Below are 26459 nucleotides of genomic sequence, written 5' to 3'. Positions count from 1 at the left end.
GCCCCCGTGCGCGGCGGAGGGTGGAGCACGTGAAGGGGAGAGCCGACGGGGAGCGGGGGAAGACGATGCGTCAACTGGTGTCGTGCAATGACGAATTGGCCGGTGCCGAGGGCGTCGACCGCGCCGAGGTCATCCCGCTCCACGAAGAGGCGGAGAAGCCACGCCCGGCGCGGGGCATGCGGCGGGCCGGGTGGCTGCTGGTCGCCTGCGGGCTCGCCCTGCTGCCGTGGCTGTACGTGCTGGCCACCGGCCTGCCGGCCACCGCGACCGCGGCGCACTGGCCGGTCGCCTGGGTCGGGCTCGACGCGCTGGAGGCGCTCGGCCTGATCGCCACCGGCCTCCTCGCCGCCCGCGGCGACCGGCGGCACGCCCTGGCAGCCGCCGCGACCGCGACGCTGCTTGCGGTGGACGCCTGGTTCGACACCACGACCGCGGCCCCGGGCGGCGACTTCGCCACCGCGGTCGCCATGGCGCTCGGCGCCGAGCTGCCGCTCGCCGCGCTGTGCGGCCGGCTGGCGCTGCGGGCGCTGAGCCGGCCCGCGTGACGCCGACCGCCCTAAGGCGGGTGCGTACAACAGCCCCGCGGAGTTCTGCGAGCGGGCCAGCGGTGGTGCAGTGCCGACTGCCCCATTCCGCGCGGTTTTCGGCGGTGCTACCCAGCCACGGGTGGCACCCTGGGGCGATGCGACCTGGGACCGACGTCACCGAGAACGGCCTGCGGCACTGCTCAATGAGTGGGATCCGATCGGCGTCGCTGACGCGGTGCAGGAGGAGTACGACTGCATGCTCCTCCCGCTCCTTCAGCGGCTGCGGGGGGCGCCGACCAGGCGGAGATCGGTGAGTTCCTGCGGCATGAGCTGGAAGACCACGTCGGTCTCACCCCTCTTCCGTCAGAGCCGGAAGCGATGGCTGCCCGGGTGATGTCCCGGTGGACAGCTGCCGGGAAAACCGCTGGCACCGGCTGCGAGAAGACAGCAGTCATCTACCTGGCCGGACTCCACGTTGCGAGCATCTTCCTCCGGTCAGCCAGGTGATCCAGACGAAACCGCCTAGGCCTGTGCCCGTCCCTTTTCCCGTACCTGGGCGAGGCGTTGAACGCCGATGTCGAGGACCTGCTCGGTGGTGTCGTCGGGGAGGGTGCCGACGGTGCCGGTGGTGAGGACGATCGCGTCGTCGCCGACGCGGACGACGGCCACGTCGAGGGTGAGGGTGGTGGGGGCGTCGGCGGCGGTGGGCTGTGCGGTGAGGATGATCCGGAGCCCCTGGCGCGCGTCGCCGAGGTCGTGCGGCAGCCCGGTCTCGGCGATCTGGACGGCCTCGGTCCCGGCCGCGGTCGTCTGCGCGGTGAACTGTCCGCAGGTGCGGGGCAGGGTCCGCAGCCAGGCCAGGGTCCGCTCGACGTCGGCGGAGCGGCTCGCGTCGACCTGGTAGCGGAGCTGGGCCGCGTCGTCGCCGTCGTCGAGGGCGGTGGCGGCCCGCGGGCCGGCCGGGGCGCCGAGCAGTTCGTCGGTGTACAGGGCCTCCAGGAGGCGCTGGCAGTCGGCCTGGCCGGTGGCCGCCTTGAGCAGCCCGTCGTGCCAGGTGGCGGTGCCGTCGCTCGCCGTCCACGGCACGCCCAGGTCACCCTCGTCGATCAGCGCGGCCTGCGCCTGGTCGATGGTGAGCGCCGGGGTGCCGGCGGCGCCGGGTGAGGCGGCGGGGCTGGCCGGGGCGGCCCGTTCGGCGGTGGTCGTGTTGACGGCCGGGGCGGACGCCTCCGGCGGTTCGGCGGCGGTGCAGGCGGAGACGGCGAGGAGGCCGACGACGGCGAGACCGGAGGCGATGACTTTCATGCGGGAGCCTCCCCGGGACCAGGACTCAGGAGCAGCGGAACGCAGGGGCAGCGGACCGCGTGCTCCCACGCCACCACCACCGGCCCCCGCCCACCACCGCTCCGGTCCGTCCGGGTGAGTCCCCGTCCGGTGTCAGGTCACCCGGGGGCGGTGGTGCGCGGGCCGGCACGGCCGACCAGGGTGCGCGAGCGCTTGGGACAGTACGTCGCCGCCGGCGTCCGGCACCTCGTCGTCCGGCTCGGTGCCCTGGACCTGCACTCCCGGCGCGACCAGCTCGAACGCGCCGCAGACCTGATCCCGGCCGTCCGGGCGGCGGCGGGTCACGCCACCCTCTCCGGAAGGTGAAAACCTGTCGTGTCCCATCCCGCGGGCCGTCGCGCAGGAGGAGGGGAGTCTCGGGGCGCGGGTGCGGGCCGCCCGGCTGGTGCCGTACCTGGCGGTGATCGGCGCGCGGGAGGCAGCGGCGGGGGTCGTGACCGTACGGCTGCGGGACGGGCGGCGGGTGGGAGAGCTGCCGGTGGCGGAGCTGGTGGGGCGGATCCGGGAGCGGGTTGCGGGGCGCGGGACCGCGCTGTGGGAGTGACCCGGTCCGCTACGTGAGGGCTGCGGTCGCCTCGCGGAGTTCGGCCAGGGAGGCGCGGGCCAGGTCGGGGAGGGTGCGGTCGTTCGCCGGGGTGATCCAGCGGGCGAAGGCGGCCGAGAAGGCCTGGGCGCCCAGGTGGGCGGCGAGGGAGGCGGTGGGGTCGGGTACGCCGCGGTCGTGGAGGGCGGTGGCCAGGGCCGTGGTGAGGTTGAGGCTCTTGAACGCGGCGCGTTCCCGCAGCTCGCTGTGGCTGCCGATGACCTGCATCAGCCGCGGGCCGAACGCGCGCTGCTCCGCGGTGAAGGAGCCGGCCAGGGCGTCCAGGGCGGCGGCCACCACCTCCAGCGGGGTCGCCGAGTCCGGTGCCGTCGCGGCTCCCCCGGCCAGCAGGCGGCCGTGCTCCTCCTGGCCCGCGAACAGCACCTCGCGCTTGTCCGGGAAGTGCCGGAAGAACGTCGTCTTGGTCAGCCCGGCCCGCTCGGCGATCTGGGCGACGGTGGTGCTGTCGTACCCCTGCTCGCCGAACAGGTCGATCGCGGCTTGTACGAGGCGCATGCGCGCGTTCGGTTCCCATCGGGCCATGGAGACAGCCTAAGTGATGTGACTCGGTACCGTCACAGGGGTATGGTGACGGTACCGAGTCACATCACCTTCTTCTCGTCCATCGGGAGAGTGCTGTCATGCGTGTCTTCGTCACCGGCGCCAGTGGTCACATCGCCTCCGCCGTCATTCCTGAACTGCTGAACGCCGGGCACGAGGTCGTCGGCCTCGCCCGGTCCGAGACCTCCGCGGCGGCCGTGAAAGCCCTGGGCGCCGAGGTGCGCCGCGGTGACCTGGCGGATCCGGACGGCTTGCGGGCGGCCGCGGCCGAGGCCGACGCCGTCGTCCACCTCGCCTTCGACCACACGGCGATGGCCGCCGGGGACATGGCCGGGGCTGCCGCCACCGACCGGACCGTGGTGCAGGCCTTCGGCGAGGCGCTCGCCGGGACCGGCAAGGCCCTCCTGGGGGTCGGCATGGGCCACGGCGACGGCAACGAGCACCTGGGCGCGGCGTACAGCGCCAATCCGCGGATCGCCACGGGGCGGCTGCTCGGCGAACTCGCCGAGCAGGGGGTGCGTACCGTGCTCGTCGGGATTCCGCCGGTCGTGCACAGTGCACGGGACCGGAGCGGGTTCCTGCCGATGCTGATCCGGATCGCACGGGCCACCGGTGTCTCCGGCTACGTCGGGGACGGTTCCAACCAGTGGTCCGCCGTGCACACACTGGACCTCGCCCGGCTCTACCGGCTGGCGCTGGAGAAGGCGCCGGCGGGCGCCGAGTTGCACGCGGCGGCCGAGGAGGGGGTGGCGGTGCGGGACGTCGCCGAGGTGATCGGGCGGCGGCTGGGGGTCCCGGTGGAGAGCGTTCCGGAGGACCGGCGCGCCGCGCACTTCGGGTTCTTCGGGGCGTTCGTGTCGCTGGACGTGCCGGTGCGCAGTGGGCGGACCCGGGAGTTGCTGGGGTGGCAGCCGGTGGAGCCGGGACTGGTGGCGGACCTCGAGCAGGGGCACTACTTCGAGGGGGAGTAGTCCGGGGTGGCCGCCCGTGGGCGGCCACCCCCTCGCCCGCGACACCGCCGGCCGGCTCTACCGCCTCAACGGCGACGGCAGGGGCGCCTTCCCCACCCGCACCCGGATCAGCTCGGGTTTCGCCGGCTACAGGGGCGTGTTCTGAGCCCTGGTCCGTGTCGGCCCCGACCCGGCGGCCGAGGAGTCCGGGAACAGGGGGCCTAGAGTCAGGGCCGGTGAAAGGAGCCCCACTGTGACCGGTCAGCCCATCCCCGTGATCATCGACTGTGACACCGGTGTCGACGACGCCCTCGCCCTCCTGTTCGCCGTGCGCCACCCGGGGCTGGAGCTGCGGGCGGTGAGCTGCGTCGCCGGGAACACCGACGTGGACGGGGTGGTCCGGAACACCCTGACCGTGCTGGAGCGGGCCGGGGCCGGGGACGTTCCCGTCGCGCGGGGCGCCGAGCGGCCGTTGATCGAGGCGGCGCGGTCGGCGCGGCATGTGCACGGGACGGACGGGATGGGGGATCTCGGACTGCCCGCGCCCACCCGGCGCCCCGCCGACGTCGACGCCGTCACCCTGCTGCGCCGCGAGATCCTCGGCTCGCCCCGCCCGGTCACCCTGATTCCCACCGCGCCGCTCACCAACATCGCCCTGCTGCTGCGCACCCACCCGGAGGTGACCCGGAACATCGAGCGGATCGTGTTCATGGGCGGCGCGGTCGCCACCGGGAACGCCACCCCGGTGGCCGAGTTCAACGTCTGGCACGACCCCGAGGCGGCCGCCGTCCTGCTCACCGCCGGGGTGCCGATCACCATGTACGGCCTGGACGTCTTCCAGCGGGTCGTGGTGCCGGGCGCGGAGGTACGGCGGCTGCGTGCGAGCGCGGAACCGGGGGCCCGGCTCGCCGGTGAGCTGCTCGCGCACCGCCCGGCCGCCCCGGATCCGGAGGGCGACGCCCCCGACGGCGACGAGCCGGCCGGCGGCCTCGGGGACGCGGGCGCGGTCTGTGCCGTGGCCGATCCGGCCGGTCTGACCACCCGGCTTCTCCCGGTCGAGGTCTCTCTCGCCCCGGGGCCGACCCGCGGCCAGACCGTCGTCGACCGCCGGCCCCGCCCCGGCGAGGCCGAGATCCACGGCGGCGCCCGCGAACAGGCCCTGGTGGACGTGGCGTTGGACGTCGACGTGGAGCGGTACGTGAATCTGTACCTGGAGACCGTCGCCGGCGGGCGGGGTGCCCGGACCGACTGAGGACACGCCTGTCCCCCAGAGGCAGGTGACGCCTGTGTCCCTGTGTCCCGGCCCGATCCCGGACGCCGACCGGTCGTGAGCGAGCAGAAGCCGGGGATCCCGGGCGTCGTGGCGGCGAGCCGCAGCGGCCTCGCGGAACACGTACGCCCCGGCCGTCCATGACGGCCGGGGCGTATGCGCGTGCCGGACGGGATCAGGCGCGGGTCGCCTTGCGGCGCCGGGTCGCGACGACGATCGCGCCGCCGCCGGCGAGCAGCACCGCCGCGCCGCCGGCGATGTAACCGGTGCTGGAGCTGGCGCCGGTGTGGGCCAGGTCGCCGCCACCGCCGGAGTTCGTGCTCGGGCCCGGTGCCGGTGCGGTCGTCGACTCGGACGGCGACGGGGACGCGGAGGCCGTGGCGGTCGTTGAGCTCTCCGAGGGCGCCGGCTTGGTGGTCTCCGCGGGCGGCGGGGTGGCCGGGGTGGACTCGGAGGCGGGGGACGAGGGGGACGGCGAGGACGACTGGGTCGTCGAGCAGTCCTTCGTGCCGCCGTTCCAGGACGCGATCAGCTTGTCCTTGATGACCGGGTGGTCCGGGCCGGCCGGCAGGTCACCGTGCTCGAAGCCGTCGTTGGCGTCCGTGTTGCCGTCGAACTTCGTCGCGCCCCGGTAGAGGTCGATCTGCGCGAAGCAGCCGGCGTCCGGGACCGCGATGTCGAGGGAGTCGGTCTGGCCCTGCTTGACCGTCACCGAGTCGAAGTCGACGAAGATCTGCCGGCCCGAGGTGGCGAAGGAGGAGCCGTGGGCGATGTAGGAGGCGAGCGAGGCGGTGCAGGAGGCGGCGTCGGCGGCGGCGCGGACCTTGAGGTGGACCTTGCCGTCGTCGGTGACCTTCAGGTTCTGGTCGTCGACCTTCACCGAGTCGAAGAAGGTCGAGCCGTCGATCGAGAACTGGCACTTGTCGGTGCCGGTCTCCGTGCCGGCGCCGGTGCCGGGGCTGTAGTGGCCGCCGGACTTCCAGCCGTCACCACCGGGGGTGCCCTGCGCCCAGGCGCCGGACGCCCCGGCGACGGAGACGGCACACAGGGCGAACGACGCGACGCCCGTCCCCAGCAGGCGGCGCGCGGTGACATGTCGGGCTATGGACATGGATATCCCATCGTGAATGCTCGCGGAATGCGAAGAAACACCGGGCCCATTGGTCACATGCGCCACAGCGTGCGCCCATGGTGGTTCGGCGTGCTGAACCCTGTCAACCTGCCGTGATTCAAGGGCGGTTGGGAGTTCACCACAACTCCCTCACAGGGGGAATGATCCCCTCCGCGCGGTGTGAAGGTTCCCTTTCTCGGCAATATGGACAGGCTTCGGGGTGGTTGCTCCTCCGTCGGAAAGGAACGCGCGTGGTCGACCTCTCCTCCAGGAATCCCGACTGGTGGCGTCAGGCCGTGATCTACCAGGTGTATCCGCGCAGCTTCGCCGACGCGGACGGCGACGGGGTCGGTGACCTCAGGGGCATCACCGAGCGGCTCCCCCATCTGGCCGCGCTCGGTGTGGACGCCCTGTGGCTCAGCCCGTTCTACCCGTCCGAACTCGCCGACGGCGGCTACGACGTCGCCGACCACCGGAACGTGGACCCGCGCCTGGGCACCCTGGACGACTTCGACGCGATGGCCGCCGAGGCACACCGGCTGGGTCTGAAGGTGATCGTCGACATCGTCCCGAACCACACCTCGCACCTGCACCCCTGGTTCCGGGAGGCCCTGCTGGCCGGCCCCGGCTCCGCGGCCCGGGACCGCTACGTCTTCCGGCCCGGCCGCGGCGCGCACGGCGAACTCCCGCCCTCCGACTGGCAGTCGGTGTTCGGCGGCAGCGCCTGGCGCCGGGTCCCGGACGGCGACTGGTACCTGCACCTCTTCGCCCCCGAACAGCCCGACCTGAACTGGGAGCACGAGGAGGTCCGCGCCGACTTCCGCACCACCCTGCGCTTCTGGTCCGACCGGGGCGTGGACGGCTTCCGGGTCGACGTGGCCCACGCCCTGGTGAAGGACCTCGCCGAACCGCTCCGGGACGTGGCCGAGTTCGGCCCGACCGGCGAGGAGGCGCTGGAGCGCGTCGCGCCGGGTACCCACCCCTACTGGGACCGCGACGAGGTGCACGAGATCTACCGCGACTGGCGCAAGATCTTCGACACCTACAGCCCGCCCCGCACGGCCGTGGCCGAGGCCTGGGTGCCGGACGCCCGCAGGGCGCTGTACGCCCGCCCGGACGAACTCGGCCAGGCCTTCAACTTCGAGTACCTCCAGACCCCGTGGGACGCCGAGGCGCTCCGCGAGGTCATCACCGGCTCGCTCGCCACCGCCCGCGCGGCCGGCGCCTCCGCCACCTGGGTGCTCTCCAACCACGACGTCGTACGGCACGCCTCCCGGCTGATGCTGCCGCCGGGCACGGACGAGAACGCCTGGCTGCTGTCCGGCGGCCGCGCGCCGCGCGTCGATGTCTCCCATGGCCTCAGGCGCGCCCGCGCCGCCACCCTCCTCATGCTCGCGCTGCCCGGCTCGTCGTACGTCTACCAGGGCGAGGAGCTCGGCCTGCCCGAGGTCGCCGACCTGCCCGGCACCGTCCTCCAGGACCCGATCTGGGAGCAGACGGGCCACGCCCGCAAGGGCCGCGACGGTTGCCGGGTGCCGCTGCCGTGGACGGCGGACGGCCCGTCGTACGGCTTCGGGGACGGCGGTGCCTGGCTGCCGCAGCCGGAGTGGTTCGGGCCGTACGCCGTCGGGGCGCAGGCCGGTACGGCGGGCTCCACCCTGGAGCTCTACCGCACCGCCCTGCGACTGCGCCGCAAGCTCCTTGACGGCGAGACGCTGACCTGGGCCGAGGCGCCCGTGGGTGTGCTGCACTTCGCCCGGACGGAGGGCTGGCGGTGCGTCACGAACGTGTCGGACGTGCCGGTGCCGCTGCCTCCGGGCGAAGTGCTGCTGGCGAGCGTGCCGTTGCCGCATGACGGCACGCTGCCGCCCGACACCACGGTGTGGCTGGGCGCCTGAGGTGACTCAGCCGGCGGTGGGGGTGGCGCCGGGGGTCACGTTCACTCCGGTGGTCTGGCCGCCGTTGCCGGTGCCGACACCGGCACCGCTGCCGGTGAAGCCGCTCTCGCCCGGGAGGGCGGGCGGGCTGGTCGTGCTGTTGACCGGCGGGGTGAGGACGACCTGCGGCTGGCCCGCGGCCGGGGGCGGCGGGGTCAGGTCGGTGGCCGGCAGCTTCGGCGGGGTGGTCTCCTGGAAGAGCACCGACGGGAAGTCGACCAGGCCGGTCTGCTCCATCACCGTGATGTGGTCCAGGACCGTGGCGTTGGCCTGGTCGGCCAGGATCCGCACCAGGGTGTTCCGGGTGGTCGAGCGGATCTTCGCGATCGTGTTGAAGATCGAACCGTGCGTCACGCGCAGGATGTTGGCGAAGTCCTGGTCGAACTTCTTCCCGGTGTCCGCGGTCAGGGTGTTGACGAACCCCTGCTGCTGGGGAGAGGGCAGGTTGGGGATGGTGATGTTGAGCATCGGCGCGATCTTGCGGCAGCTGGCGTCCAGCGCGGCGTGTCCGTCGATGAGGTGCTTGCTCGCGGTGATGACCGCCTGGGACTGGCCCTTCTTCAGGCCGAGCTGGCCCACGGGGTACTCCCACAGGCCGGCCGCCCGCACCTTCACCACGAAGTCCCGGTCGCCCTCGGTCAGCGGGCCCCACTGGGTGTTGGCGATGATCCGGTTGGTGTCGCTGGACACGGTGTTCAGGCCCAGCATGCTCGGATAGGCCAGGGCCGCGAGGGTGAAGCTCAGGGCTCCGCCAACGAACAGCGTTCCCGTCGCGTTCCGCGAAAAGCGCACCGGTGCCTCCTGCCGGTCGGGGATCCCGCGCAGGGGCGGGGGGTCGGACGCCGATGAATACGGATGGGGAAGCCACCGGAAACCTTTTGGTTTGGCAAAGAACTTGTGAGGGTCGCTCCTCCCGGGGGCGCCTTCGCCCATGTCCTGGCCACGAGAAGGTGATGGTTCTCCCAGGTGAGAGTGGTCATGACAAAATCGCGGGCAGGCTTCGCCGCATGCCCCCACAGTTCTCCCCCCGCGTTCCCCGCCTGCCCGACGGATCGGCCGGCCGGGGCCGCGCCGCGCGCCCTGCCCTGCCCGTACTGCCCTACCGCAAGCCCACCAAGGGCCGCGACTACTGGGTGTTCGACGACGTCCTCCCGGACGTGGACGCCGTACGGGAGCGGTGCCTGGCCAAGGACGACTGGGTCCAGGGATACCCGTACACCTCGGAGACCTGGCCCGGACTGCGCACCATGCCCGGCCTGGAACCCGCCGAACTCGCCGTCGTGGAGGAGCTGGTGCGGAAGGCGACCGGCGCCGGGAAGCTGTGGGTGCAGCAGGCGCCCGGCGGCGGCACCCTCAACCACAACTGCGTCCAGGTGGTCGGCGAGGGCGAGAGCGAGCCGCGCCCGCACACCGACTCGCGGGCGCTGTGCCGGTACGCGGCGGTGCTGTACCTCAACCCCGGGGTGGCCAAGGACTGCGGCACCGCGTTCTACCGCCAGTCGCTGCCCGGCGGCCGGCTCGGCGGCAACATCGTGCAGGCCCCGCACAACAACCTCGTCGAGGCGCTCGGCACCCGGTTCGTCCCCGGCGACCACTTCGAGGAGGACGTCCGCGTCCCGCACAAGTACAACCGGCTGCTCCTCTACAACGCCAACCTCGTGCACAGCGCGACCGGTTACGCCGGCAAGACGCTCGAGGAGAAGCGGATGACGGCGGTGTTCTTCTGGATGGCGTGAGCGGGCGCGCTCGTAACGGCGGCCGTGACACGACCACGACGGGCCCGTGACGGAGATCTCCGAACTTCCCGTCCGGGGGCCGCATCGAAAGGGGTGTCCGGCAGAGAGCCGGGGAGGACACCACCGCTGGGGGATCCCATGTCGAAGCTTCGCAACCGTCGTACGAACGTCCGCAAGACCGCTGTCGCCGTGACCGGCGCCGCCGCGCTGCTGGCCCTGCTGACCGCGTGCAACGGCACCGCGACCGGCTCCGTCAGCGCCGACGGCGGTTCGGCGGCCCCGGCCGCGGGCGACTCCACGACGGCGGACGGCTCGACGGGGGGTTCCAGCAGCGGTTCGACCACCGGCTCCGGCAGCGGGAGCAGCGGGAGCGGGAGCACCTCGGGCTCGTCGACGTCCGGCGGTTCGTCCGCCACCGGGGGCAGCTCCACCGGCGGCTCCTCCGCCTCCGGCTCGGTGCCCGTCTGCCAGGCGTCCCAGCTCGGCTACTCGTGGGCCGACCCGGGCAGCGGCACGGGCCAGCAGAAGCACGCGGTCGTGGCGTTCACCAACAAGAGCGGCCACTCCTGCACGATGTACGGCTTCCCGGGCGTCGACCTGGTCAACAGCGGTCAGAAGTGGTCGCTCCAGCGGACGAACGCCACCCCGAAGCGGGTCACCCTGGCGAACGGCGCCTCCACCAACTTCGCGATCACCTTCCTGGTGCCGGCGCAGGGCGACTCCTCCACCACGTTCACCCCGACCACGGTCGTCGTCACCGCGCCGAACCAGCGCACGTCGTTCGACCTGTCCTGGCACGGCGGTGCCGTGGTGCTCCAGGACGGCGCCACCCACCCGGGTACGTACATCGGTCCCGTCGGCGAGTGACCACGGGCCCGTCGCCGCACCCCGCTGGGTTCACCCCGCGTCGCGGGCGCAGCGGAAGCCGGTGTGGCCGGTGGAGCTGTCGGGGGTGTTGGCGGTGCGGGCGGCGACCCGGTAGCGGTTGCAGTAGGAGGCGTGGCAGAGGTGGGAGCCGCCGCGGATGACGCGGGCGGTGTCGTGGGCCGGGCCGCCGTCCGTGCCGCCGTTCGTACCGTGCTCGGTCGTCCACCAGTCGGCGCACCACTCCCACACGTTGCCCGAGGTGTTGTGGAGGCCGTACCCGTTGGGCGCGAAGGCGTCGACGGGGGCGGTCCCGCGATACCCGTCGGCGGCGGTGTTCCGGGTCGGGAAGGTCCCGCGCCAGATGTTGCACCGGTACTCCCCGTCCGGGTCCAGCTCGTCCCCCCACGGATAACGGGCCTGCTCCAGACCGCCCCGGGCGGCGTACTCCCACTCCGCCTCGGTGGGCAGCCGCTTGCCGGCCCAGGAGGCGTAGGCGGCGGCGTCGTACCAGGAGACGTGCACGACGGGATGCCGGCCGAGCTCCTCCAGCCCGCTGCCCGGCCCGGCCGGTTCGCGCCAGGTGGCCCCCGCGACCGCACACCACCAGGGCGTCTCCGGCGGCCGGGGCGCACCGCGGCGCAGCGCGGCGGGCAGGAACCCGGCGAAGACGTACGACCAGCCCAGCCGTTCGGCGTCGGTGACGTGGCCGGTGTCGGAGACGAACGCGGCGTACTCGTCGTTGCTCACGGCACACGCGTCGACGAGGAACGGCGCCACGCGCACGGTCCGCACCGGCCCCTCCCCGTCCGCCGGGAAGCCGTCGGCGTCCTCGGCGCCCATCAGGAACTCACCACCGGGCAGCGCCACCATGCCGGCGGGCTCGCGCCCGGGGGCGGTGCCGCGGGGCGCGGGCAGCGGCCGTACCGACGGGTGCGCGGGCGCGGTGGGCGCGCAGCAGGCGGACGGCGGCGGCTGGGTGGGCTCCATGACCGGAGTGTGCCGCAGCCACCTGTGACGCCGGCGACCGGACCACCGCATCGGCCGAACTGTTCGGCGCCGGGCCCGGAGTCGTGGCACCGCACGCCGTCGACCAGCGATAATCGCCCCATGGCACCCCCCTCGGCGGCCGCCGCGTGAACGTCACCCACCTGCACCGCCGCCTGCTGCCCGACCTGCTGTCGGTCGGTGCCGCGTACCCACTGGCGCTGACCGGTGACTACGCGGCCCAGGCGCACGGCCTGTTCGACCGACCCGGCCGGACCGTGGACGCGGCCACGCAGAGCCCGGAGCCCATGCGGACGATCGCCGAAACGGTCGCGGCCGGCCTCCGCGAACGCGGCTGGCGTGTCGACGCCCGCGAGACGGACCCGCTCTCCGCACAGCTCGTCGTCAGCGACGCGGTCGCGGAGGAGGAGGGCGAGGTCGACCTCCTCAAGGAGGTCCTCTGGCACCCACCGGTCCGGACGGAACTCGGCCTGACCCTCGCCCTCGAGGACGTGGTCGGCATGCGGGTCTGGGCTCTGACCGACCGTGGCCTGCCCCGGGACCTCCTGATCGTGCACGCCGCCGCGGACCGCTGGAGCCTCCCCGACCTCGAGGATCTCGGCCGCCGGCACGCCCGCGACACCTTCGACCTCACCGACCTCCAGTCCCGGCTGACCGGCACGGACTGGATCGACGACCGGGAGTTCGCGCGGTACGGCCCCGACGCCGAGGAGATCACCGCCCTCCGTCACTGGGCCCAGAGCTGGGCGGACGACATCGCGGAACGCCTGATCGAGGGCGGCCCGCCGGAGGACTGACATCCGACGCGGTCACCCGCCCGCCTTCTGCACCACGGCTGAGACCGGCGCCGACGACCCCACCGCGAGGTGCATGCCCAGAGTGTGCCGTCAGGCGGGCTCCCACAGTTCGATGCGGTTGCCCTCGGGGTCGGTGACCCAGCCGAAGCGGCCCACGCCGTCCATGTCCTGTGTCTCCTCGGCCACGTCCGCGCCCTTGGCGCGCAGTTGCGCGAGCATCGCGTCCAGGTCGCCGACCCGGAAGTTGAGCATGGTCTGCTGGGCGCGGGAACCGAAGTAGTCGGTCCCGGACTCGAAGGCCGCGAACACCGTCGGCCCGGCCGCCTGCTGCCACAGGCCGTGGTCGTCGAGGTCCAGGCCCAGGCAGTCGCGGTACCACGCCCTCTGGGCCGCCGGATCGGCGGACCGCAGGAAGTACCCGCCGATTCCAAGCACACGTTCCATGCCGCCATCCTGCCAAGGACGGAGGCGGCTCGCACGTGTGAAGTCGGGGGGCGCGCGGTACGGACGTAGGTGCAAGCGTGCCGTGTCGGTCGTCGGGAGGCGTCGTGAGCAGTGTGGCCATCGTGGGGGCCGGGCCGGGACTGGGGGCCGCGGTCGCCCGGCGGTTCGGGCGCGAGGGGTTCGCGGTGGCGCTGCTGGCGCGGGACGGGGAGCGGCTGGAGGCCCTGGCCGGGGAGCTGGCCCGGGACGGCGTCCGGGCCCGTGGGTTCTCCGCCGACGTCAGGGATCCGCTCGCCCTCGCGGCGGCGCTGGAGCGGGCCGCGGAGGAGCTCGGGACCGTCGAGGTCCTGCAGTACAGCCCCGTGCCGCAGCGGGACTTCATGCTGCCCGTGCTCGAGACCACCCCCGCGGACCTGCTGGGGCCCGTCGAGTTCTCGGTGTACGGGCCGGTCGCCGCCGTGCAGCAGGTGCTGCCGGGGATGCGGGAGCTGGGGCGGGGGACGATCCTGCTCGTCAACGGCGGTACGGCCGTGATCCCGCACCCCGACCGGGCCGGGACCTCCATCGCCTTCGCCGCCGAGAGCGCGTACGGGCATCTGCTGCACGACCGGCTCGCGGAGGAGGGGATCCATGTGGCGCAACTGATCATTCCGGGGGCCATCGTGGCCGGGCACGCCCGTAAGGACCCCGCCGTGCTCGCCGACGTGCTGTGGGGGATGCACCGCGACCGGCACGGGTTCCGCCACTACGCCGACGACCTCGACGGATAGGACGGATAAATCCGAGGAGGAGAGGTCCCGTCGGGCGGGATGGGCCGATCTGCGCGAACATCATTTGTGGGTCAATATGGTGTTCGGCCCGATTGCTCCTCTCAGGGAGTCAGCGATGGCTAAAGGGGGCCAGCGATGGCTGTGGAAATACCTCCTCTCCTCAAGCCCTCCCGGCTCAGAAGCCGTGGAGGCCTGCTCGGTGAGTGCCTGGCAGAGTTTCTCGGGACCTTCGTCATCCTTTCGTTCGGAGCCGGTGTCGTGGCGATGGCAGTGGCCGCGCTGCCCGGGTCGGGGCGGGCGGAGACCCCCACGACGATCTTCCTCGCCGCCGGTGACTGGCTCCTGATCGCCTGGGGCTGGGGCCTGGCCGTGACCTTCGCCATCTACGTGGCCGGCGGGGTCAGCGGGGCCCATCTGAACCCGGCGGTGACGCTCGCGTTCGCCGTGCGCCGCAAGTTCCCGTGGGCGAAGGTGGTGCCCTACTGGGTGTCGCAGGTACTGGGCGCCTTCGCCGGGGCCGCGCTGGTCTTCCTCGTGTACCACGACGCGATCAACGCGTTCGACGCCGCGTCGAAGCCGCCGAAGGTGGGCGGGCACACCGAGGCCACCTTCTCCATCTTCGCCACCTTCCCGGCGCCGTACTTCCACGGCGGGATCTGGGGGCCGCTGATCGACCAGATCGTCGGTACGGCCTTCCTCGTCATGTTCGTCGTCGCGGTCGTCGACCTGCGCAACACGGCCGTCGGCTCCAATCTCGGCCCGTTCGTCATCGGCCTGGCCGTCGCCGCCATCGGCATGTCCTACGGCGCGAACGCCGGATACGCCATCAACCCGGCCCGTGACTTCGGCCCGCGGGTGCTCACCTGGCTGGCCGGGTGGAAGAGTTACGCGTTCCCGGGGAACGGGGCGACGTTCAGCGGGTACTGGTGGATCCCGATCGTCGGTCCGCTGGTCGGCGGCGTGATCGGTGTACTGGTCTACGACCTGTTCATCGGCGACGTCCTGCACGCCCGGCTCAAGCTGGGCGAGCTGCCGGAGCCGGGCCGGACCCGCCCGACCACCGACGGGTAGCGGCCGGGGCGGCAGCGGCTACGGCTTCGGCTTGTCGTCCGCCTGTTCGCCCAGGCGCCGCACCAGTTGCCGCGCCTTGGAGACCCCGGTGTCGATCTGCTCGGTGTACGTGCCGTCGGTCCGTTCGTCGACCAGGTCGCCGGCCTTCTCCAGACCGGTCCCGATCGCGTCACCGTGTTCCTCGGCGACGTCCTTCGCCTTGTCCGCCAGGTTCTTGAGTCCGTCGATTCCGCCGATTCCCTCGAACATGCGGGAATCGTCCCCGGCGGGAGCGGGCGGCCACAAGGCGGCGCCCGGGGCGTTCGGCGGGGCGTGGAAGGAGCGTCCGGCCGCAGTGTCCCGAAGGGGCGCCGGGGGCACCCCCCGGCCGAAGCAATTCCGGCGGCGCACTCAGCGGCACTGGTCCGGCAGCCGGAAAGGAACGCGCAGGCCCAGGTCGGTCACGTCGTTTTCCTGCGTTTGCGCGCGAAGTCCGGTCACGAGGTTGATCCTGATCCTTGACTCGGCAGGCATGCGACGCACACACCCCGGGAGACGACGCCATGAGCACCAGCCCCCTCCTGACCGGCCTCAGCGACCGGCTCCCCGAGCTGCGGGCGCTGTACGAGGACCTGCACGCGCACCCGGAGCTGTCCTTCGCGGAGGAGCGGACCGCGGCCGTCGTCGCGGGGCGGCTGCGGGAGCAGGGCTGGGAGGTCACCGAGGGGGTCGGCGGCACCGGGGTGGTCGGGGTGCTGGCCAACGGGGACGGGCCGGTCGTGCTGGTGCGGGCCGACATGGACGCGCTGCCGGTGCAGGAGGAGACCGGGCTGCCGTACGCCTCGAAGACCGACGGGGTGATGCACGCGTGCGGGCACGACCTGCATGTCGCCTGTCTGCTGGGGGCCACCGGGCAGCTGGCCGGCGCCCGGGAGGGCTGGCGGGGGACGGTGGTCGCGGTGTTCCAGCCGGCCGAGGAGGTGGGCGGGGCGCCGAAGATGCTCGCGGACGGGTTCGCCGAGCGGTTCCCGCGGCCGGACGTGTGCCTGGCCCAGCACGTGGCGGCGGCGCCGGCCGGGCTGGTCGGGACCCGGGCGGGGGCGCTGATGGCGGGCGCGGACAGCATGCGGGTCACGCTGTTCGGGCGGGGCGGGCACGGGTCCACGCCGGAGGCCACCGTGGACCCGGTGGTGCTGGCCGCCGCGGTGGTGATGCGGCTTCAGACGGTCGTCTCCCGGGAGGTGGCCGCGGGCCAGCAGGCCGTCGTCACGGTCGGCTCGATCCACGGCGGGACCAAGGAGAACATCATCCCGGACAGCGTCGAGCTGAAGATCAACATACGGACCGCGACGGCGGCCGTCCGGGAGCGGGTGCTCGCCGCGGTCGAGCGGATCATCCGCGCCGAGGCCGCCGCCTCCGCCGTCTCCAGGGAGCCGGAGATCGTCCCCATCGACTCCTTCCCGGTCACCCACAACGACCCCGCCGCGACCGCGTCGGTCCAGACCGCGCTGGCCGGTGAATTCCCGGGCCTCACCTTCGAGCTGACCTCGCCCGTCCCCAACAGCGAGGACTTCGGGGCGTTCGGTACGGCCCTGGGGGTGCCCTCGGTCTTCTGGTTCGTCGGCGGCGCCGACCACAAGCTCTTCGAGGGCGTCGACCTGGAGGCCCTGGTCCGTGACGGCATCCCCCCGCAGATCCCCTCCAACCACTCCCCGCACTTCGCCCCCGTCCCCGACCCGACGATCGAGACGGGCGTCCGGGCACTCCTCGCCGCGGCGGCCCACTGGCTCGCCCCCTGACGCCCTGCCGACGCCGGCCGGTCCCGTCCGCTACGGCCGGGGGGCGGTCTGGTCCAGGGCCGGGCGCAGGTCCGCGCGGCGGCGGATGCCCAGCTTGCGGTAGGTGTGCGTGAGATGGGTCTCCACGGTGCGGCGGGCCAGATGGAGGAGGGCCGCGATCTCCCCGTTCGTGCGGCCCTCGGCGGCGAGTTCGGCGATCCGCCGCTCACTGCCGGTGAGGGAGGCGGCGCCGGTACGGCGTCTCGGCGGGCGGGCGCCGCCCTTCCGCAGGATCTCCTCGGTCAGCTCCGACAGCCGTACCGCGCCCTGCCGTTCGGCGTGCTCGGCGGCCTCCCGCAGGCAGTCGCGGGCGCGGGCCCCCTCACCGGCGGCGGTCAGCTGGCGGCCCAGCGCGATCAGGGCGAGCGCCGGTTCGGTACCGGCCGGGCCGCCGTCCCGCAGCAGCCGTACCGCCTCCTCGGTGAGCTCCAGGCCACGGCGGCCGCCGGTCGCCGCACCGAGGACGCGCAGCGCCCGGCCGACCGTGCGCGCGGTGCCCCAGACCCGGGCCAGCCGTAATTCCTCCTCGGCCAGGGCGATGGCCTCCAGCGGGCGGTCCAGGGCCAGCCGGCACTCGGCGGCCGCGGTACGCCAGGGGGTGACCACCGGGCTGATCACGTCACGGGCCGTCTGGCGGCGCCCGCACTCCAGGAAGTCGTGCAGCGCGGCGGCCGGGTCACCGGCCGCGGCCCGCACCACGCCCCGCGCGTACAGGAACCGGTTCAGCTCCCAGGAGTCCGGTGCCTCCCTGAGGTCGATCCCGGCGACCAGGCCTGCGGCCTGGGCAGTACGGCCGGTCTCCACCAGCGAGACCAGCGTGTGCGCGTGGGCGTTGGACGGCGTGACCGCGTCGGGGACGGCGGCCGGGCGGGTGTAGTCGGCGCGGGCCGCCGCGATGTCCGTACGGCTGTTGAGCAGCGCCCGGTGCATGGGGTGCAGCAGGTCGGGGCGCTGCCCGGCCAGGCCGCGGTCCACCAGCCGTTCGGCCTCGTCGAGTTCGTCGGCCCACTGGGCGACCGTGGCCGCCGTGCCGACCAGGAACGGCTCGGTGAGCGGATCGGAGGGCTCTGCCAGCAGCCCGCGCAGCTGCCGCATGGCGTCCCGGGCCGAGGCGAGGCCCGCGGAGGCCGCGTGCCGCACCAGCAGGGCCTGGCCGGCCGTGCCGACCAGCTCCGGGGAGCGGTCGGCGGTCTCGGACAGCCGCCGGTAGACCTCCTGCCGTACCTCCTGGTCCTGGTCGGACAGGAGGACGGAGGCGGTGTGCAGGGTGCGGACCAGGTCGGGGTGGCCGTCCAGTTCGCCGTTCACGGACCGCAGCAGTTCGACGGCCTTGCGGGTGCGGCCCCGGCCGGTCAGCGCGGTGCCGAGGGCGACGGCCGCGCGCACCCGGTCCTGCGGGGCCGCGGGCATCCGGACCGCCTCGGCGAGGCGGGGGATCGCGGCGGACGAGCGGGGCGCCGCGTACTCCAGTGAGCCCAGCTCGGTCAGCAGCCGCTGCCGGTGGTCGTCGGGGAGGGGTTCCTCCAGGGCGCGGCGCAGATAGGTGACGGCGTCCTCGGCCCGGTCCTCGTGGAGGGCGACGGCGGCCGCGTCCCGGAGCAGGGCCGGCGCCCAGGGGGCGTCCACCGCTCCGGTCGCGAGCAGTTGGCGGGCCACGGCCTCGGCGGGGGCGTCCTGGCGCAGCATCGCCTCGGCGATCGCCCGGTGGGCGGTGCGGCGGTGGGCGGCGGGGACCCCGGCGAGGACCGCGTCGCGCAGCAGGGGGTGCGGGAAGTGCGGGCGGCCGTCGGCGCCCAGGGTGAGCAGGCCGAGGTTGGTCATGGCGGTGAGCCAGCCTGCCACCCGGGTGGGGTCGGCGTCGGCCAGTTCGGCGAGGAGCGGGGTGACCTCGTTCTCCGGCAGGCCGGTGTCGGGGTCCTCGTCCAGGACGGCGAGGGCACGGGCGACCTCGGTGGTGGCCGGTCCCGCACTGTCCAGCCACCACTGGACGGCGGCCGGGTACGCGCCCGGGTAGAGGGCGGCCGTGGTCTCGGGCACGTCCGGGTGCCGGCTGTCGTCGAGGTCGTCGAGGAGGGCGCTCAGCAGCAGGGGGCTGCCGGCCGCCGCCCGGACGCAGGCGTCGATCCAGGACCGGGAGACGTCGGGGAACTCGGCGCGCACCCGGGCGGCGGCGGCCGCCGGGGCGAGGGGCGCGAGGGTGTGGGTGCGGACCAGCGCCGGCGGCAGGGCGTGGGTGAAGCCGGGGGCGGGCGGGTCGAGGTCGTACTGGCTGCGTTCGCTGACCACGAGCAGGATGGGTAAGCGGTCTATGTGCCGGGCGGACTCCACGAGCCAGCGGTGCGAGGCGGCGTCGGCGAGGTGGACGTCGTCCACGGCGACGAGGAGGGGGGAGTCGTCGGCGTAGGTGCGCAGCACCCGCCAGAGGCCGGCGGCGGTGGACCGCTCGTCCCCGTCCACCGCGAGGTCGGCGAACTCCGGGACCGGGCCGAGGAGTTGCAGGACGGTCGCGAAGGAGATGGGGGTGTCGCCGGGTGAGCAGCGGGCGCGCAGGACCTTCAGGCCGAGGGCGCCGGCCTGCTCGGCGGCGGTCTCCAGGACGGTGGTGCGTCCGGTTCCGGTGGCGCCCCGGAGAAGCACGAGGCGGCCGCTGCCGGCCCGCGTGCGCTCGGCTTCCTCGGCCAACAGGTTCATGGCGGCGGCGAGTTCAGGGGACGGGCGGGTCATGCCTGGCTCCTCGCGGTGCGCTGGTGGGTTCGGGGGGTTAGAGGTGGTGGGAGTGGGAGAGGTTGTGGGGTGCCGGGGGCGGGCGGGGGGTTTGTTGCAGGGGCTGCACATTTGGTACCGGGCTGTGGATTTTGGTGGGGTGCTTGGGATTGTGGGTGCGCTGCCGGTGCGTTGTGGCTGGTCGCGCAGTTCCCCGCGCCCCCCAGGAAGGTGGGTCCACTGGTCCCACCTGAAAAGGGGCGCGGGGAACTGCGCGAGCAACCCCCACCGGCCCGCGGCGGACCACAACCGCAACCACCCCCACCCGGCCCCCGGACATCTCGTGGTCCTTCTCGTGGTCCTCCACGATTGTCCTTGCCCCTTTGGCCACAGCAGGCTGGGGTACTACCGCCCGTCACTGTTCCCTCGGAGACGACGGGCACGTGGACATAGGGGAAGCGGTTGGTCAGCAACAGCTCATTCGCGTCGGTCGGCCGTACGCCCGTATCGGTGCACGCGCCGGACCCGATCTCCCGCGAGGGCGCGCTCAGCCAGTTGCGGCGCCACCCGGAGGTCGAGATACGTGAGGAGTCCGAGACCGGGCCCGGCACGGTGGCGCTCCTCATCAGCGACAGCCTCGACGAACCCGAACTGACCCGGCTGCGCCGGGTGGTGCGCAGCGAGGGCGCGCGGGCCGTACTCGTGGTCGGGGCGCTGCGCGAGACCGAGTTGCTCGATGTGATCGAGTGCGGGGTCGGGGCCATCGTATGGCGCCACGAGGCCACCGAACTCCGGCTCGTGCAGGCCGTCCTCGCGGCGGCCCGGGGCGACGGCGACCTGCCCGCCGACCTGCTCGGCCGGCTCATCAACCAGGTCGGCACCCTGCACCGCAGTGCCGCCGGCCGGCCGGGCGCCCCGGCCTCCGGGCTGTCCGCCCGGGAGGTGGACGTTCTGCGGCTGGTCGCCGAGGGACTCGACACCGGTGAGATCGCCAGCAAGCTGTCCTACTCCGAGCGCACCGTCAAGAACGTGATGCACGGGCTGACGACCCGACTGCATCTGCGCAACCGGGCCCATGCCGTCGCCCATGCCCTCCGGGAAGGCTACATCTGACCGATCGGGCAGCGGACACCGGTTCCGGGGCAGGCCGGTCTGCCCCGCCGCGCCTGCGGGGGCGGCCGGGGCGGAGGGCAGGATGGGTGTGAGTGCCGAGGGGGCCGTGCGGGTCCGTGGGGTGGTGAGTACGGCGTGATCCACGAGGTGGACCAGGTGCTGCGGAACCTGCTGACCGGCGGTGCGCTGGAGGGTTCCGGCATCGAGGTCTCCTTCGACGCGCCGACCCGCGACTGGTCGGCCCGCCGCAACGGCCCGGTGATCAACAGCTATCTGTACGACATCCGGGAGGACGTGAACCGGCGGCAGCGCGGGCACATCGACATCCGCGACGAGCGGGAGGTCGTGGTCAAGCGCCGCCAGCCGCCCCGGTGGTTCCGGCTGTCCTACCTGGTGACGGCGTGGACCAACCGGCCCGAGGACGAGCACCGGCTGATCAGCGCCGTGCTCGCGACCCTGATCCCGCGCGAGCTGCTCCACCCCTCCGAACTGCCGGGCTCGCTGGGCGCGCTGGGTCTGACGATCCCGCTCTCGTGTGCCGGCATCCAGACCGAGGCCCGCTCCCTCGCCGAGATCTGGTCGGCGCTCGGCGGCGAACTCAAGCCGTCCCTGGACGTCGTGATCACGGCGCCGTTCCCGGCCTACCCCGAGTACGACGCCGGTCCGCCGGTCACCGAGGGTGCCGCCGTGCGGGTACGCGCCGGGGTGGACGACACCGCGCCGGTCCTCGAGCAGCGGGCCCACCGGCCCGGTCAGGTCGCCGAGGCCGCGGCCGCCCGGAGGGGCCGGGCGTGACCCTGGACGTCTCCCTGGAGCCGGCCGCCCCGCTCCTGACCCGGCTGTCCGCGCTGCGCGAGCGGGTCGCCGCCCTCGTCGCCCACCGCTCGGCCGACGACCCGACGGCCGGCGACCCGCTGCGCGGCCTCTACCTCTCCGAGGAAGCGGTACGGCACCTCCTGCGCCCCGAGCCGGAACCGGCCGAACTCCCCTCCCTGGCCGACGGTTTCGCCGACCCGCTCGCCGCCCTCGCGACCCGCCTGCGGCTCACCCCCCTCGACACCACCTTCCTCCTCATCGCCCTCGCCCCCGACCTCGACCGCACCTTCGAGCAGCTGTACGGCTACCTCAACGACGACGTCGGCCGCCGCCGCGCCACCGTCGGACTCGCCCTCGACCTGTGCGGCGCCCCCCTGCACCTCGCGGCGGCCCGCGCCCGCTTCCACCCCACCGCCCCGCTCACCGCGCTCGGCCTGCTCACCGTCGAGGAACCCGAACGCCCTTTCCTCAGCCGCTCGTTGCGCGTCCCCGACCGGGTTCTGGCGCATCTGCTCGGCGACGACACCCCGGACGCGGCGCTGACCGGATGCCTGCGGGAGCCGTCGTACGACAGCCGGCCCGCCGACTCGGAGTTCGTCCGCCTGCTGGCCGCGCGGATCGCCGCCGGGCCGCTCTTCGCCTTCCTGCGCGAGCGGAGGGAGGGCGAGGGCCTCGGCTGTGCGACGGCCGCGCTGCGGCTCGCGGGGCGGGCGGCGCTGCACTACACCGGGCCCGAGGAGCGGATCCCGGAGCTGCTGCGGGAGGCCCGCCTGAGCGGCCGCGCGGTACTCGTCGACAGCGACCAACCAGGTCCTTTCCTGCGGGTGGTGAGCGTCGGCGCCGCCCCGGACGTCACCGTGCTGGTCACGACCCCCCGCCCCTACGACCCCCAGTGGTGCGACCACCGCGACCCCCTCGTCCTCGAGGTGCCCTCCCGGCGCGCCGCCGCCCTGGACGCCTGGGCGGCCGTCCTGCCCGGCGACCCCGGCTTCGACCTCGCGGCCACCGTCGCCCCGTACCACCTCGGCGGCGAGCGCCTCGCCCGGGCGGCCCGCGCCGCGCAGGCCCTCGCCGCCTTCGACGGCACCCCGCTGACCGCAGTCCACCTGCGGCAGGGCGCCCGCCAGCAGTCCGCCTCCGGCCTCGAACAGCACGCCCGCCGGATCCGGCCGGCCGTCGACTGGCGGGACCTGGTATTGCCCGAACGGCCGCTCACGGAACTGCGGGAACTGGCGCTGCGCGCCCGCCACCGCGACCGGGTGCTCGGCGACTGGCGGCTGAGCGCGGGCGGCGGCAGGGGACGGGGAGTGCTCGGCCTCTTCGCGGGCGAGTCGGGCACCGGCAAGACCCTGTCGGCGGAGGTGGTGGCCGCCGAACTCGGCCTCGACCTCTACGTCGTGCAACTCTCCTCCGTCGTCGACAAGTACGTCGGCGAGACCGAGAAGAACCTCGAACGCATCTTCACCGAGGCCGACCGCACCGACGCCGTGCTGCTCTTCGACGAGGCCGACGCCGTCTTCGGCAAGCGCTCCGAGGTCAAGGACGCCCACGACCGGTACGCCAACCTGGAGTCGGCCTACCTCCTGCAGCGCCTGGAGGCCTTCGACGGGATCGCGCTGCTCACCACCAACCTGCGCGCCAACATCGACGAGGCCTTCACCCGCCGCCTCGACCTCGTGATCGACTTCCCGTTCCCGGACGAGGAGCAGCGCCTGGCCCTGTGGCGGCACGGCCTGGTGCACGTGCCCAACGAGGAGGGCGTCGAACTGCGCTCTCTGGCAGCGGAGTTCGAGCTCGCCGGCGGTTCCATCCGGAGCGCGGTGGTGACTGCGGCGTACCTCGCGGCGGGGCGGGGCGAGTCCGTGGGTGCGGCGGACCTGCTGGAAGGTGCGCGCCGCGAGTACCGGAAGGCGGGGCGGCTGGTGCCGGGTACGTGGGGGTGAACGCCGGGAGGGGGGCGCGTCGTCGTTTGGCCGCGGCGCCGTCGTGGCTGGTCGCGCAGTTCCCCGCGCCCCTGACGGTGCGCTGCCCCTGACGGGGCGCTGCCCCTGACGGGGCGCTGCCCCTGACGGGGCGCTGCCCCTGACGGGGCGCTGCCCCTGACGGGGCTGTCAGTCGCCGGACGGGTGCACGATCTGCCATTCCTGGTCGTCGGTGTTGGAGCAGTGGTACAGGGTCAGGTTGGTGTCGTTGCCGCCGGTGCTGAAACCCGCGACGTCCAGGCAGAGGTTGTCGCTGGCGAAGTTGCGGATCCAGTAGGCGCCGCTGGGCTGCTTGTCGACCCACCACAGCTGGTTGTCGGCCTTGGTGCCGTCGCACTTGTACTCGGTGATCGGCGAGGACAGCTTGGCCGAGCCGTAGTCGGGCAGGTCCATGCACAACCGGTCCTTGGCGTTGCGGATCTGGAAGAGCGCCGCCGAGCCGGGGCCGCCCTTCGCGTACCGCACCTCCAGGTTCCACAGCTGGTTGTCGTTGGTGGTCTGGTCGCAGGTGTACTCCCGCACCGGGCCGTCGCTGGTGCCGTTGCCGTAGCCGGGGATGTCCGCGCACTTCTTGGTGGTCGTGTTGCGGAGCAGGATGTTCGTCGCCGGGACGACCGGCTTCGGGGTCTTCTTCTTCGTCGCCCGCGGGGCCGGCTGGGCCTGGCCGCCGTCGCCGCCCGCCTGGGTGCCGGACGAGCCGTTGCCGTCGTCGGCCGGCTGCTGCTCCGTCGGGGTCGGCGAGGGCGCCGGTGCGGCCGCCAGGGGCGCGCCGGCCGAGGGGCTGGGGGCGATGCTGCTCACCCCGGCCTCCTGAACCTTCTCCTGGGCGAGGCTGCCGACCTTGGGTTTGTAGTTGAACCAGATCAGGGCGAAGGTGAGGGCGAGGGCCATCAGGGTGCCGAAGAGGGTGGCGAGCCAGCGGGGCAGGAAGCCGCGCTGGACGTAGGTGCCGTCCACAGGCTGTGGATCGACGCCCGACCGCTGCACGGTGAGGCGGTAGGGCCGCTGCTCCTTCGGGCCGAACCAGATGATCCGCCGGGGCTTGAGGGTGGCCTTGACGAAGGCGGCGCGGCCCGGTTCGATCTGGACGTTGCTGGGGTGCAGGTCGTAGGCGAGCTGGTCGCCGTTGTCGCTGCCGCTGACCGAGGCGGTGAGCTTGGTGTTGCCGAGGTTGTCGATGGCCAGTTGGGGGCGGCCCCGGAAGCGGCCCTTGACCGTCGGCGGGACCAGCTCCGCGCGCAGCTCGGTGAAGGGGGTGATGGTGAGGTTGCCCTCGGGGACGGTGACGGCCTCGGGGTGCTCGGTGGGGGTGATGCGGACCGCGTAGGGGTTGGGGCCGGCCGTGGCGTCCGGGGTGCGGGGCGGGGCGAAGGTGAGCTCGACCGTGCCCGTGGTGCCTGGGTAGAGGCGGAGCGTGGCGGGTTCGACGGTCGTCCAGGGGGCGATGGGGCCGACCGGTTCGAAGCGGTACTCGTCGACGACGTCACCGGTGTTGCGCAGCCGCAGGCGGACCCGGGTGGAGGCGCCCGGGTCGACGGTCGCGGACGCCGGTTCGAGGGAGGTCCAGAGCGTCATGGGGTCACCGTCAGCTTGAAGGCTTCGAGCCACAGCGTGTTGTCGAGGGTGCCGACGAAATCGAGTGCGTTGTTGTCGCTGCGGGGCCCCTTGCACCACTGGTCGCCCCAGTCGTGGTCGCGGACCTTCGCGCTGCTGCAGCTCTGGCCGTTGCCGACGTTGAAGGCGAAGCCCTCGATGTAGGGGTCGGACGCCTTGGTGCTGCCGACGTAGTTGTCCTTGCCGTCGGCGATGATCGCCGTCCAGTTCGGGTACCACGTGCCCTGGCCGCTGGTGGACTGGGGGTCGAAGTGGAACCAGTTGGCGGCGGAGCCCTGGACGCCGTACACCGCGAGGTTGATGGCCTTGATCGGCAGGTTCTTGCCGACGGTGCCGGACATGGTGCCGTCGCAGACGGGCTTCTGCCAGCCGGTGCCCTGGACGTAGGAGCGGTAGCAGATGTGCCGGCCGGCCGGGTCGTCGGCGGCGAGGCGGTTGACGGCGGTCGCCGCGGTGTCCTGCTTGGGCTTGGCGGTCACGGTGGCCGTCGCGCCCCCGCCGCCCCCGCCGCCTCCGCCGCCCCCGTTGCCCTTGCCGGCGTCCGCCGGAGGCGCCGACGAGGGTGTCTCGGTGGGTGCCGGCGGCGGGGTCGGGGTCGTCGAGGGGCTGGGCGCGATGCTGCTCACCGCCGCTTCCACGGGCTGTTCCTGGGCGAGGCTCTGGACGTGGGGTTTGTAGTTGAACCAGATCAGGGCGAAGGCGAGGGCGAGGGCCATCAGGGTGCCGAAGAGGGTGGCGAGCCACCGCGGCAGGAAGCCGCGCTGGATGTACGTCCCGTCGACGGGCTCCGGCTGCACCCCCGACCGCTGCACGGTGAGGCGGTAGGGCCGCTGCTCCTTCGGCCCGAACCAGATGATCCGCCGGGGCTTCAGCGTGGCGTCCACGAAGGCGGCGCGGCCCGGTTCGATCTGGACGTTGCTGGGGTGCAGGTCGTAGGCGAGCTGGTCGCCGTTGTCGCTGCCGCTGACCGAGGCGGTGAGCTTGGTGTTGCCGAGGTTGTCGATGGCCAGCTTCGGGCGGCCCCGGAAGCGGCCCTTGACCGTCGGCGGGACCAGCTCCGCGCGCAGCTCGGTGAAGGGGGTGATGGTGAGATTGCCCTCGGGGACGGTGACGGCCTCGGGATGCTCGGTGGGCGTGATCCTGACCGCATAGGGGTTCGGTCCTGCCGTGGCGTCCGGGGTGCGGGGCGGGGCGAAGGTCAGCTCCACCGTGCCCGTGGTCCCCGGGTAGAGCCGGAGCGTGGCGGGTTCGACGGTCGTCCAGGGGGCGATGGGGCCGACCGGTTCGAAGCGGTACTCGTCGACGACGTCACCGGTGTTGCGAAGCCGCAGGCGTACCCGGGTCGAGGCGCCCGGGTCGACGGTCGCGGAGGCGGGTTCCAGGGAAGTCCACAGGCTCACGCGCCGACGCTAGTCGGGGGGATCCGCGCGGGCACCGGTCA

Annotated in this window: 25 protein-coding genes and 1 pseudogene; 16 read left to right on the top strand and 10 right to left on the bottom strand. The window is 73.4% G+C overall.

From position 1 onward, the window contains the following. The first annotated feature begins 29 nt into the window (after positions 1–29). Entirely contained in the window at positions 30–545 is a 516-nt protein-coding gene (locus tag ACFY0P_RS09775; protein ID WP_388909188.1) for a hypothetical protein, read from the top strand. A gap of 504 nt (positions 546–1049) precedes the next feature. Here the strand turns inward: ACFY0P_RS09775 and ACFY0P_RS09770 are convergent. Continuing rightward, positions 1050–1832, bottom strand: a complete 783-nt coding sequence (locus ACFY0P_RS09770; protein ID WP_388909186.1) for a hypothetical protein — start codon at positions 1830–1832, stop codon at positions 1050–1052. Between the two features lie 192 nt (positions 1833–2024). Here ACFY0P_RS09770 and ACFY0P_RS09765 point away from each other — a divergent pair, with 192 nt between their 5' ends. Further along, a complete protein-coding gene (locus tag ACFY0P_RS09765; protein WP_388909185.1) occupies positions 2025–2177 on the top strand; it encodes a hypothetical protein in 153 nt (50 codons plus the stop codon). Positions 2178–2217: 40 nt separating this feature from the next. Next, positions 2218–2415 (top strand): annotated as a pseudogene (locus ACFY0P_RS09760) (His/Gly/Thr/Pro-type tRNA ligase C-terminal domain-containing protein); the annotation flags it as partial. 9 nt (positions 2416–2424) lie between these two features. Here ACFY0P_RS09760 and ACFY0P_RS09755 read toward each other — a convergent pair. After that, on the bottom strand, positions 2425–2997 hold the full coding sequence (locus ACFY0P_RS09755; protein ID WP_388909183.1) for a TetR/AcrR family transcriptional regulator: 573 nt from the start codon (positions 2995–2997) through the stop codon (positions 2425–2427). Positions 2998–3095: 98 nt separating this feature from the next. On the opposite strand from ACFY0P_RS09755, the gene ACFY0P_RS09750 reads away from it, so the two are divergent. The 3 genes from ACFY0P_RS09750 to ACFY0P_RS09740 all read left to right on the top strand — a co-directional run bounded on the left by ACFY0P_RS09750 (position 3096) and on the right by ACFY0P_RS09740 (position 5217). After that, positions 3096–3986 carry an SDR family oxidoreductase gene (locus ACFY0P_RS09750; RefSeq protein ID WP_388909181.1) on the top strand — a complete coding sequence of 297 codons (891 nt, stop codon included), beginning with the start codon at positions 3096–3098 and terminating at the stop codon, positions 3984–3986. 16 nt (positions 3987–4002) lie between these two features. Then, positions 4003–4131, top strand: a complete 129-nt coding sequence (locus tag ACFY0P_RS09745; protein WP_388909179.1) for a hypothetical protein — start codon at positions 4003–4005, stop codon at positions 4129–4131. A gap of 87 nt (positions 4132–4218) precedes the next feature. Continuing rightward, positions 4219–5217 carry a nucleoside hydrolase gene (locus ACFY0P_RS09740; RefSeq protein WP_388909177.1) on the top strand — a complete coding sequence of 333 codons (999 nt, stop codon included), beginning with the start codon at positions 4219–4221 and terminating at the stop codon, positions 5215–5217. Positions 5218–5410: 193 nt separating this feature from the next. Here ACFY0P_RS09740 and ACFY0P_RS09735 read toward each other — a convergent pair whose 3' ends face one another. Then, the gene (locus ACFY0P_RS09735) at positions 5411–6346 is read right to left on the bottom strand and encodes an LAETG motif-containing sortase-dependent surface protein (protein ID WP_388909175.1); all 936 of its coding nucleotides are present in this window, start codon (positions 6344–6346) and stop codon (positions 5411–5413) included. Between the two features lie 251 nt (positions 6347–6597). Here ACFY0P_RS09735 and ACFY0P_RS09730 point away from each other — a divergent pair, with 251 nt between their 5' ends. Beyond that, complete coding sequence (locus tag ACFY0P_RS09730) at positions 6598–8244, top strand: glycoside hydrolase family 13 protein (RefSeq protein WP_388909173.1); 1647 nt, start codon at positions 6598–6600, stop codon at positions 8242–8244. 6 nt (positions 8245–8250) lie between these two features. Here ACFY0P_RS09730 and ACFY0P_RS09725 read toward each other — a convergent pair whose 3' ends face one another. After that, positions 8251–9075 carry a DUF4142 domain-containing protein gene (locus ACFY0P_RS09725; protein WP_388909171.1) on the bottom strand — a complete coding sequence of 275 codons (825 nt, stop codon included), beginning with the start codon at positions 9073–9075 and terminating at the stop codon, positions 8251–8253. A 215-nt stretch (positions 9076–9290) separates the two neighbouring features. On the opposite strand from ACFY0P_RS09725, the gene ACFY0P_RS09720 reads away from it, so the two are divergent. Then, the gene (locus ACFY0P_RS09720) at positions 9291–10019 is read left to right on the top strand and encodes a DUF6445 family protein (protein ID WP_388909169.1); all 729 of its coding nucleotides are present in this window, start codon (positions 9291–9293) and stop codon (positions 10017–10019) included. 138 nt (positions 10020–10157) lie between these two features. Beyond that, the gene (locus ACFY0P_RS09715; protein ID WP_388909168.1) at positions 10158–10886 is read left to right on the top strand and encodes a DUF4232 domain-containing protein; all 729 of its coding nucleotides are present in this window, start codon (positions 10158–10160) and stop codon (positions 10884–10886) included. Positions 10887–10916: 30 nt separating this feature from the next. Here the strand turns inward: ACFY0P_RS09715 and ACFY0P_RS09710 are convergent, their stop codons facing one another. After that, complete coding sequence (locus ACFY0P_RS09710; protein ID WP_388909167.1) at positions 10917–11873, bottom strand: formylglycine-generating enzyme family protein; 957 nt, start codon at positions 11871–11873, stop codon at positions 10917–10919. Between the two features lie 146 nt (positions 11874–12019). On the opposite strand from ACFY0P_RS09710, the gene ACFY0P_RS09705 reads away from it, so the two are divergent. Then, the gene (locus ACFY0P_RS09705; protein WP_388909166.1) at positions 12020–12688 is read left to right on the top strand and encodes a hypothetical protein; all 669 of its coding nucleotides are present in this window, start codon (positions 12020–12022) and stop codon (positions 12686–12688) included. Positions 12689–12778: 90 nt separating this feature from the next. On the opposite strand, the gene ACFY0P_RS09700 is transcribed toward ACFY0P_RS09705, so the two are convergent. After that, positions 12779–13132, bottom strand: coding sequence for a VOC family protein (locus ACFY0P_RS09700; protein WP_388909165.1), 354 nt, complete (start codon positions 13130–13132; stop codon positions 12779–12781). 104 nt (positions 13133–13236) lie between these two features. On the opposite strand from ACFY0P_RS09700, the gene ACFY0P_RS09695 reads away from it, so the two are divergent. Continuing rightward, complete coding sequence (locus ACFY0P_RS09695) at positions 13237–13902, top strand: SDR family NAD(P)-dependent oxidoreductase (protein WP_388909164.1); 666 nt, start codon at positions 13237–13239, stop codon at positions 13900–13902. Between the two features lie 135 nt (positions 13903–14037). Continuing rightward, the gene (locus ACFY0P_RS09690; protein ID WP_388909163.1) at positions 14038–14973 is read left to right on the top strand and encodes an MIP/aquaporin family protein; all 936 of its coding nucleotides are present in this window, start codon (positions 14038–14040) and stop codon (positions 14971–14973) included. 18 nt (positions 14974–14991) lie between these two features. On the opposite strand, the gene ACFY0P_RS09685 is transcribed toward ACFY0P_RS09690, so the two are convergent. After that, positions 14992–15222, bottom strand: coding sequence for an antitoxin (locus ACFY0P_RS09685; protein ID WP_388909162.1), 231 nt, complete (start codon positions 15220–15222; stop codon positions 14992–14994). 293 nt (positions 15223–15515) lie between these two features. Between ACFY0P_RS09685 and ACFY0P_RS09680 the strand changes: the two genes are divergently transcribed. Next, positions 15516–16751, top strand: a complete 1236-nt coding sequence (locus ACFY0P_RS09680; RefSeq protein WP_388909161.1) for an amidohydrolase — start codon at positions 15516–15518, stop codon at positions 16749–16751. Positions 16752–16781: 30 nt separating this feature from the next. On the opposite strand, the gene ACFY0P_RS09675 is transcribed toward ACFY0P_RS09680, so the two are convergent. After that, a complete protein-coding gene (locus tag ACFY0P_RS09675) occupies positions 16782–19514 on the bottom strand; it encodes a LuxR C-terminal-related transcriptional regulator (RefSeq protein WP_388909160.1) in 2733 nt (910 codons plus the stop codon). A 489-nt stretch (positions 19515–20003) separates the two neighbouring features. Here ACFY0P_RS09675 and ACFY0P_RS09670 point away from each other — a divergent pair, with 489 nt between their 5' ends. The 3 genes from ACFY0P_RS09670 to ACFY0P_RS09660 all read left to right on the top strand — a co-directional run bounded on the left by ACFY0P_RS09670 (position 20004) and on the right by ACFY0P_RS09660 (position 23365). Beyond that, positions 20004–20606 carry a LuxR C-terminal-related transcriptional regulator gene (locus ACFY0P_RS09670; RefSeq protein WP_388909159.1) on the top strand — a complete coding sequence of 201 codons (603 nt, stop codon included), beginning with the start codon at positions 20004–20006 and terminating at the stop codon, positions 20604–20606. A gap of 135 nt (positions 20607–20741) precedes the next feature. Continuing rightward, the gene (locus ACFY0P_RS09665; RefSeq protein WP_388909158.1) at positions 20742–21401 is read left to right on the top strand and encodes a DUF4255 domain-containing protein; all 660 of its coding nucleotides are present in this window, start codon (positions 20742–20744) and stop codon (positions 21399–21401) included. Then, positions 21398–23365, top strand: coding sequence for an ATP-binding protein (locus tag ACFY0P_RS09660; protein ID WP_388909157.1), 1968 nt, complete (start codon positions 21398–21400; stop codon positions 23363–23365). Before ACFY0P_RS09665 ends, ACFY0P_RS09660 begins: the two co-directional genes overlap by 4 nt. Before the next feature lie 168 nt (positions 23366–23533). Here ACFY0P_RS09660 and ACFY0P_RS09655 read toward each other — a convergent pair whose 3' ends face one another. Beyond that, entirely contained in the window at positions 23534–24979 is a 1446-nt protein-coding gene (locus ACFY0P_RS09655; protein ID WP_388909156.1) for an RICIN domain-containing protein, read from the bottom strand. Then, positions 24976–26418, bottom strand: a complete 1443-nt coding sequence (locus ACFY0P_RS09650; protein ID WP_388909155.1) for a hydrolase — start codon at positions 26416–26418, stop codon at positions 24976–24978. The genes ACFY0P_RS09655 and ACFY0P_RS09650 overlap by 4 nt, the downstream gene beginning before the upstream one ends. Between the last annotated feature and the right edge of the window lie 41 nt (positions 26419–26459).

Source organism: Streptomyces sp. NPDC001714, assembly GCF_042892755.1.
Taxonomy (GTDB): Bacteria; Actinomycetota; Actinomycetes; order Streptomycetales; family Streptomycetaceae; genus Streptomyces.
The sequence above is the reverse complement of the archived record's forward strand: the minus strand, read 5'-3'. Positions and strand labels throughout refer to the sequence as shown.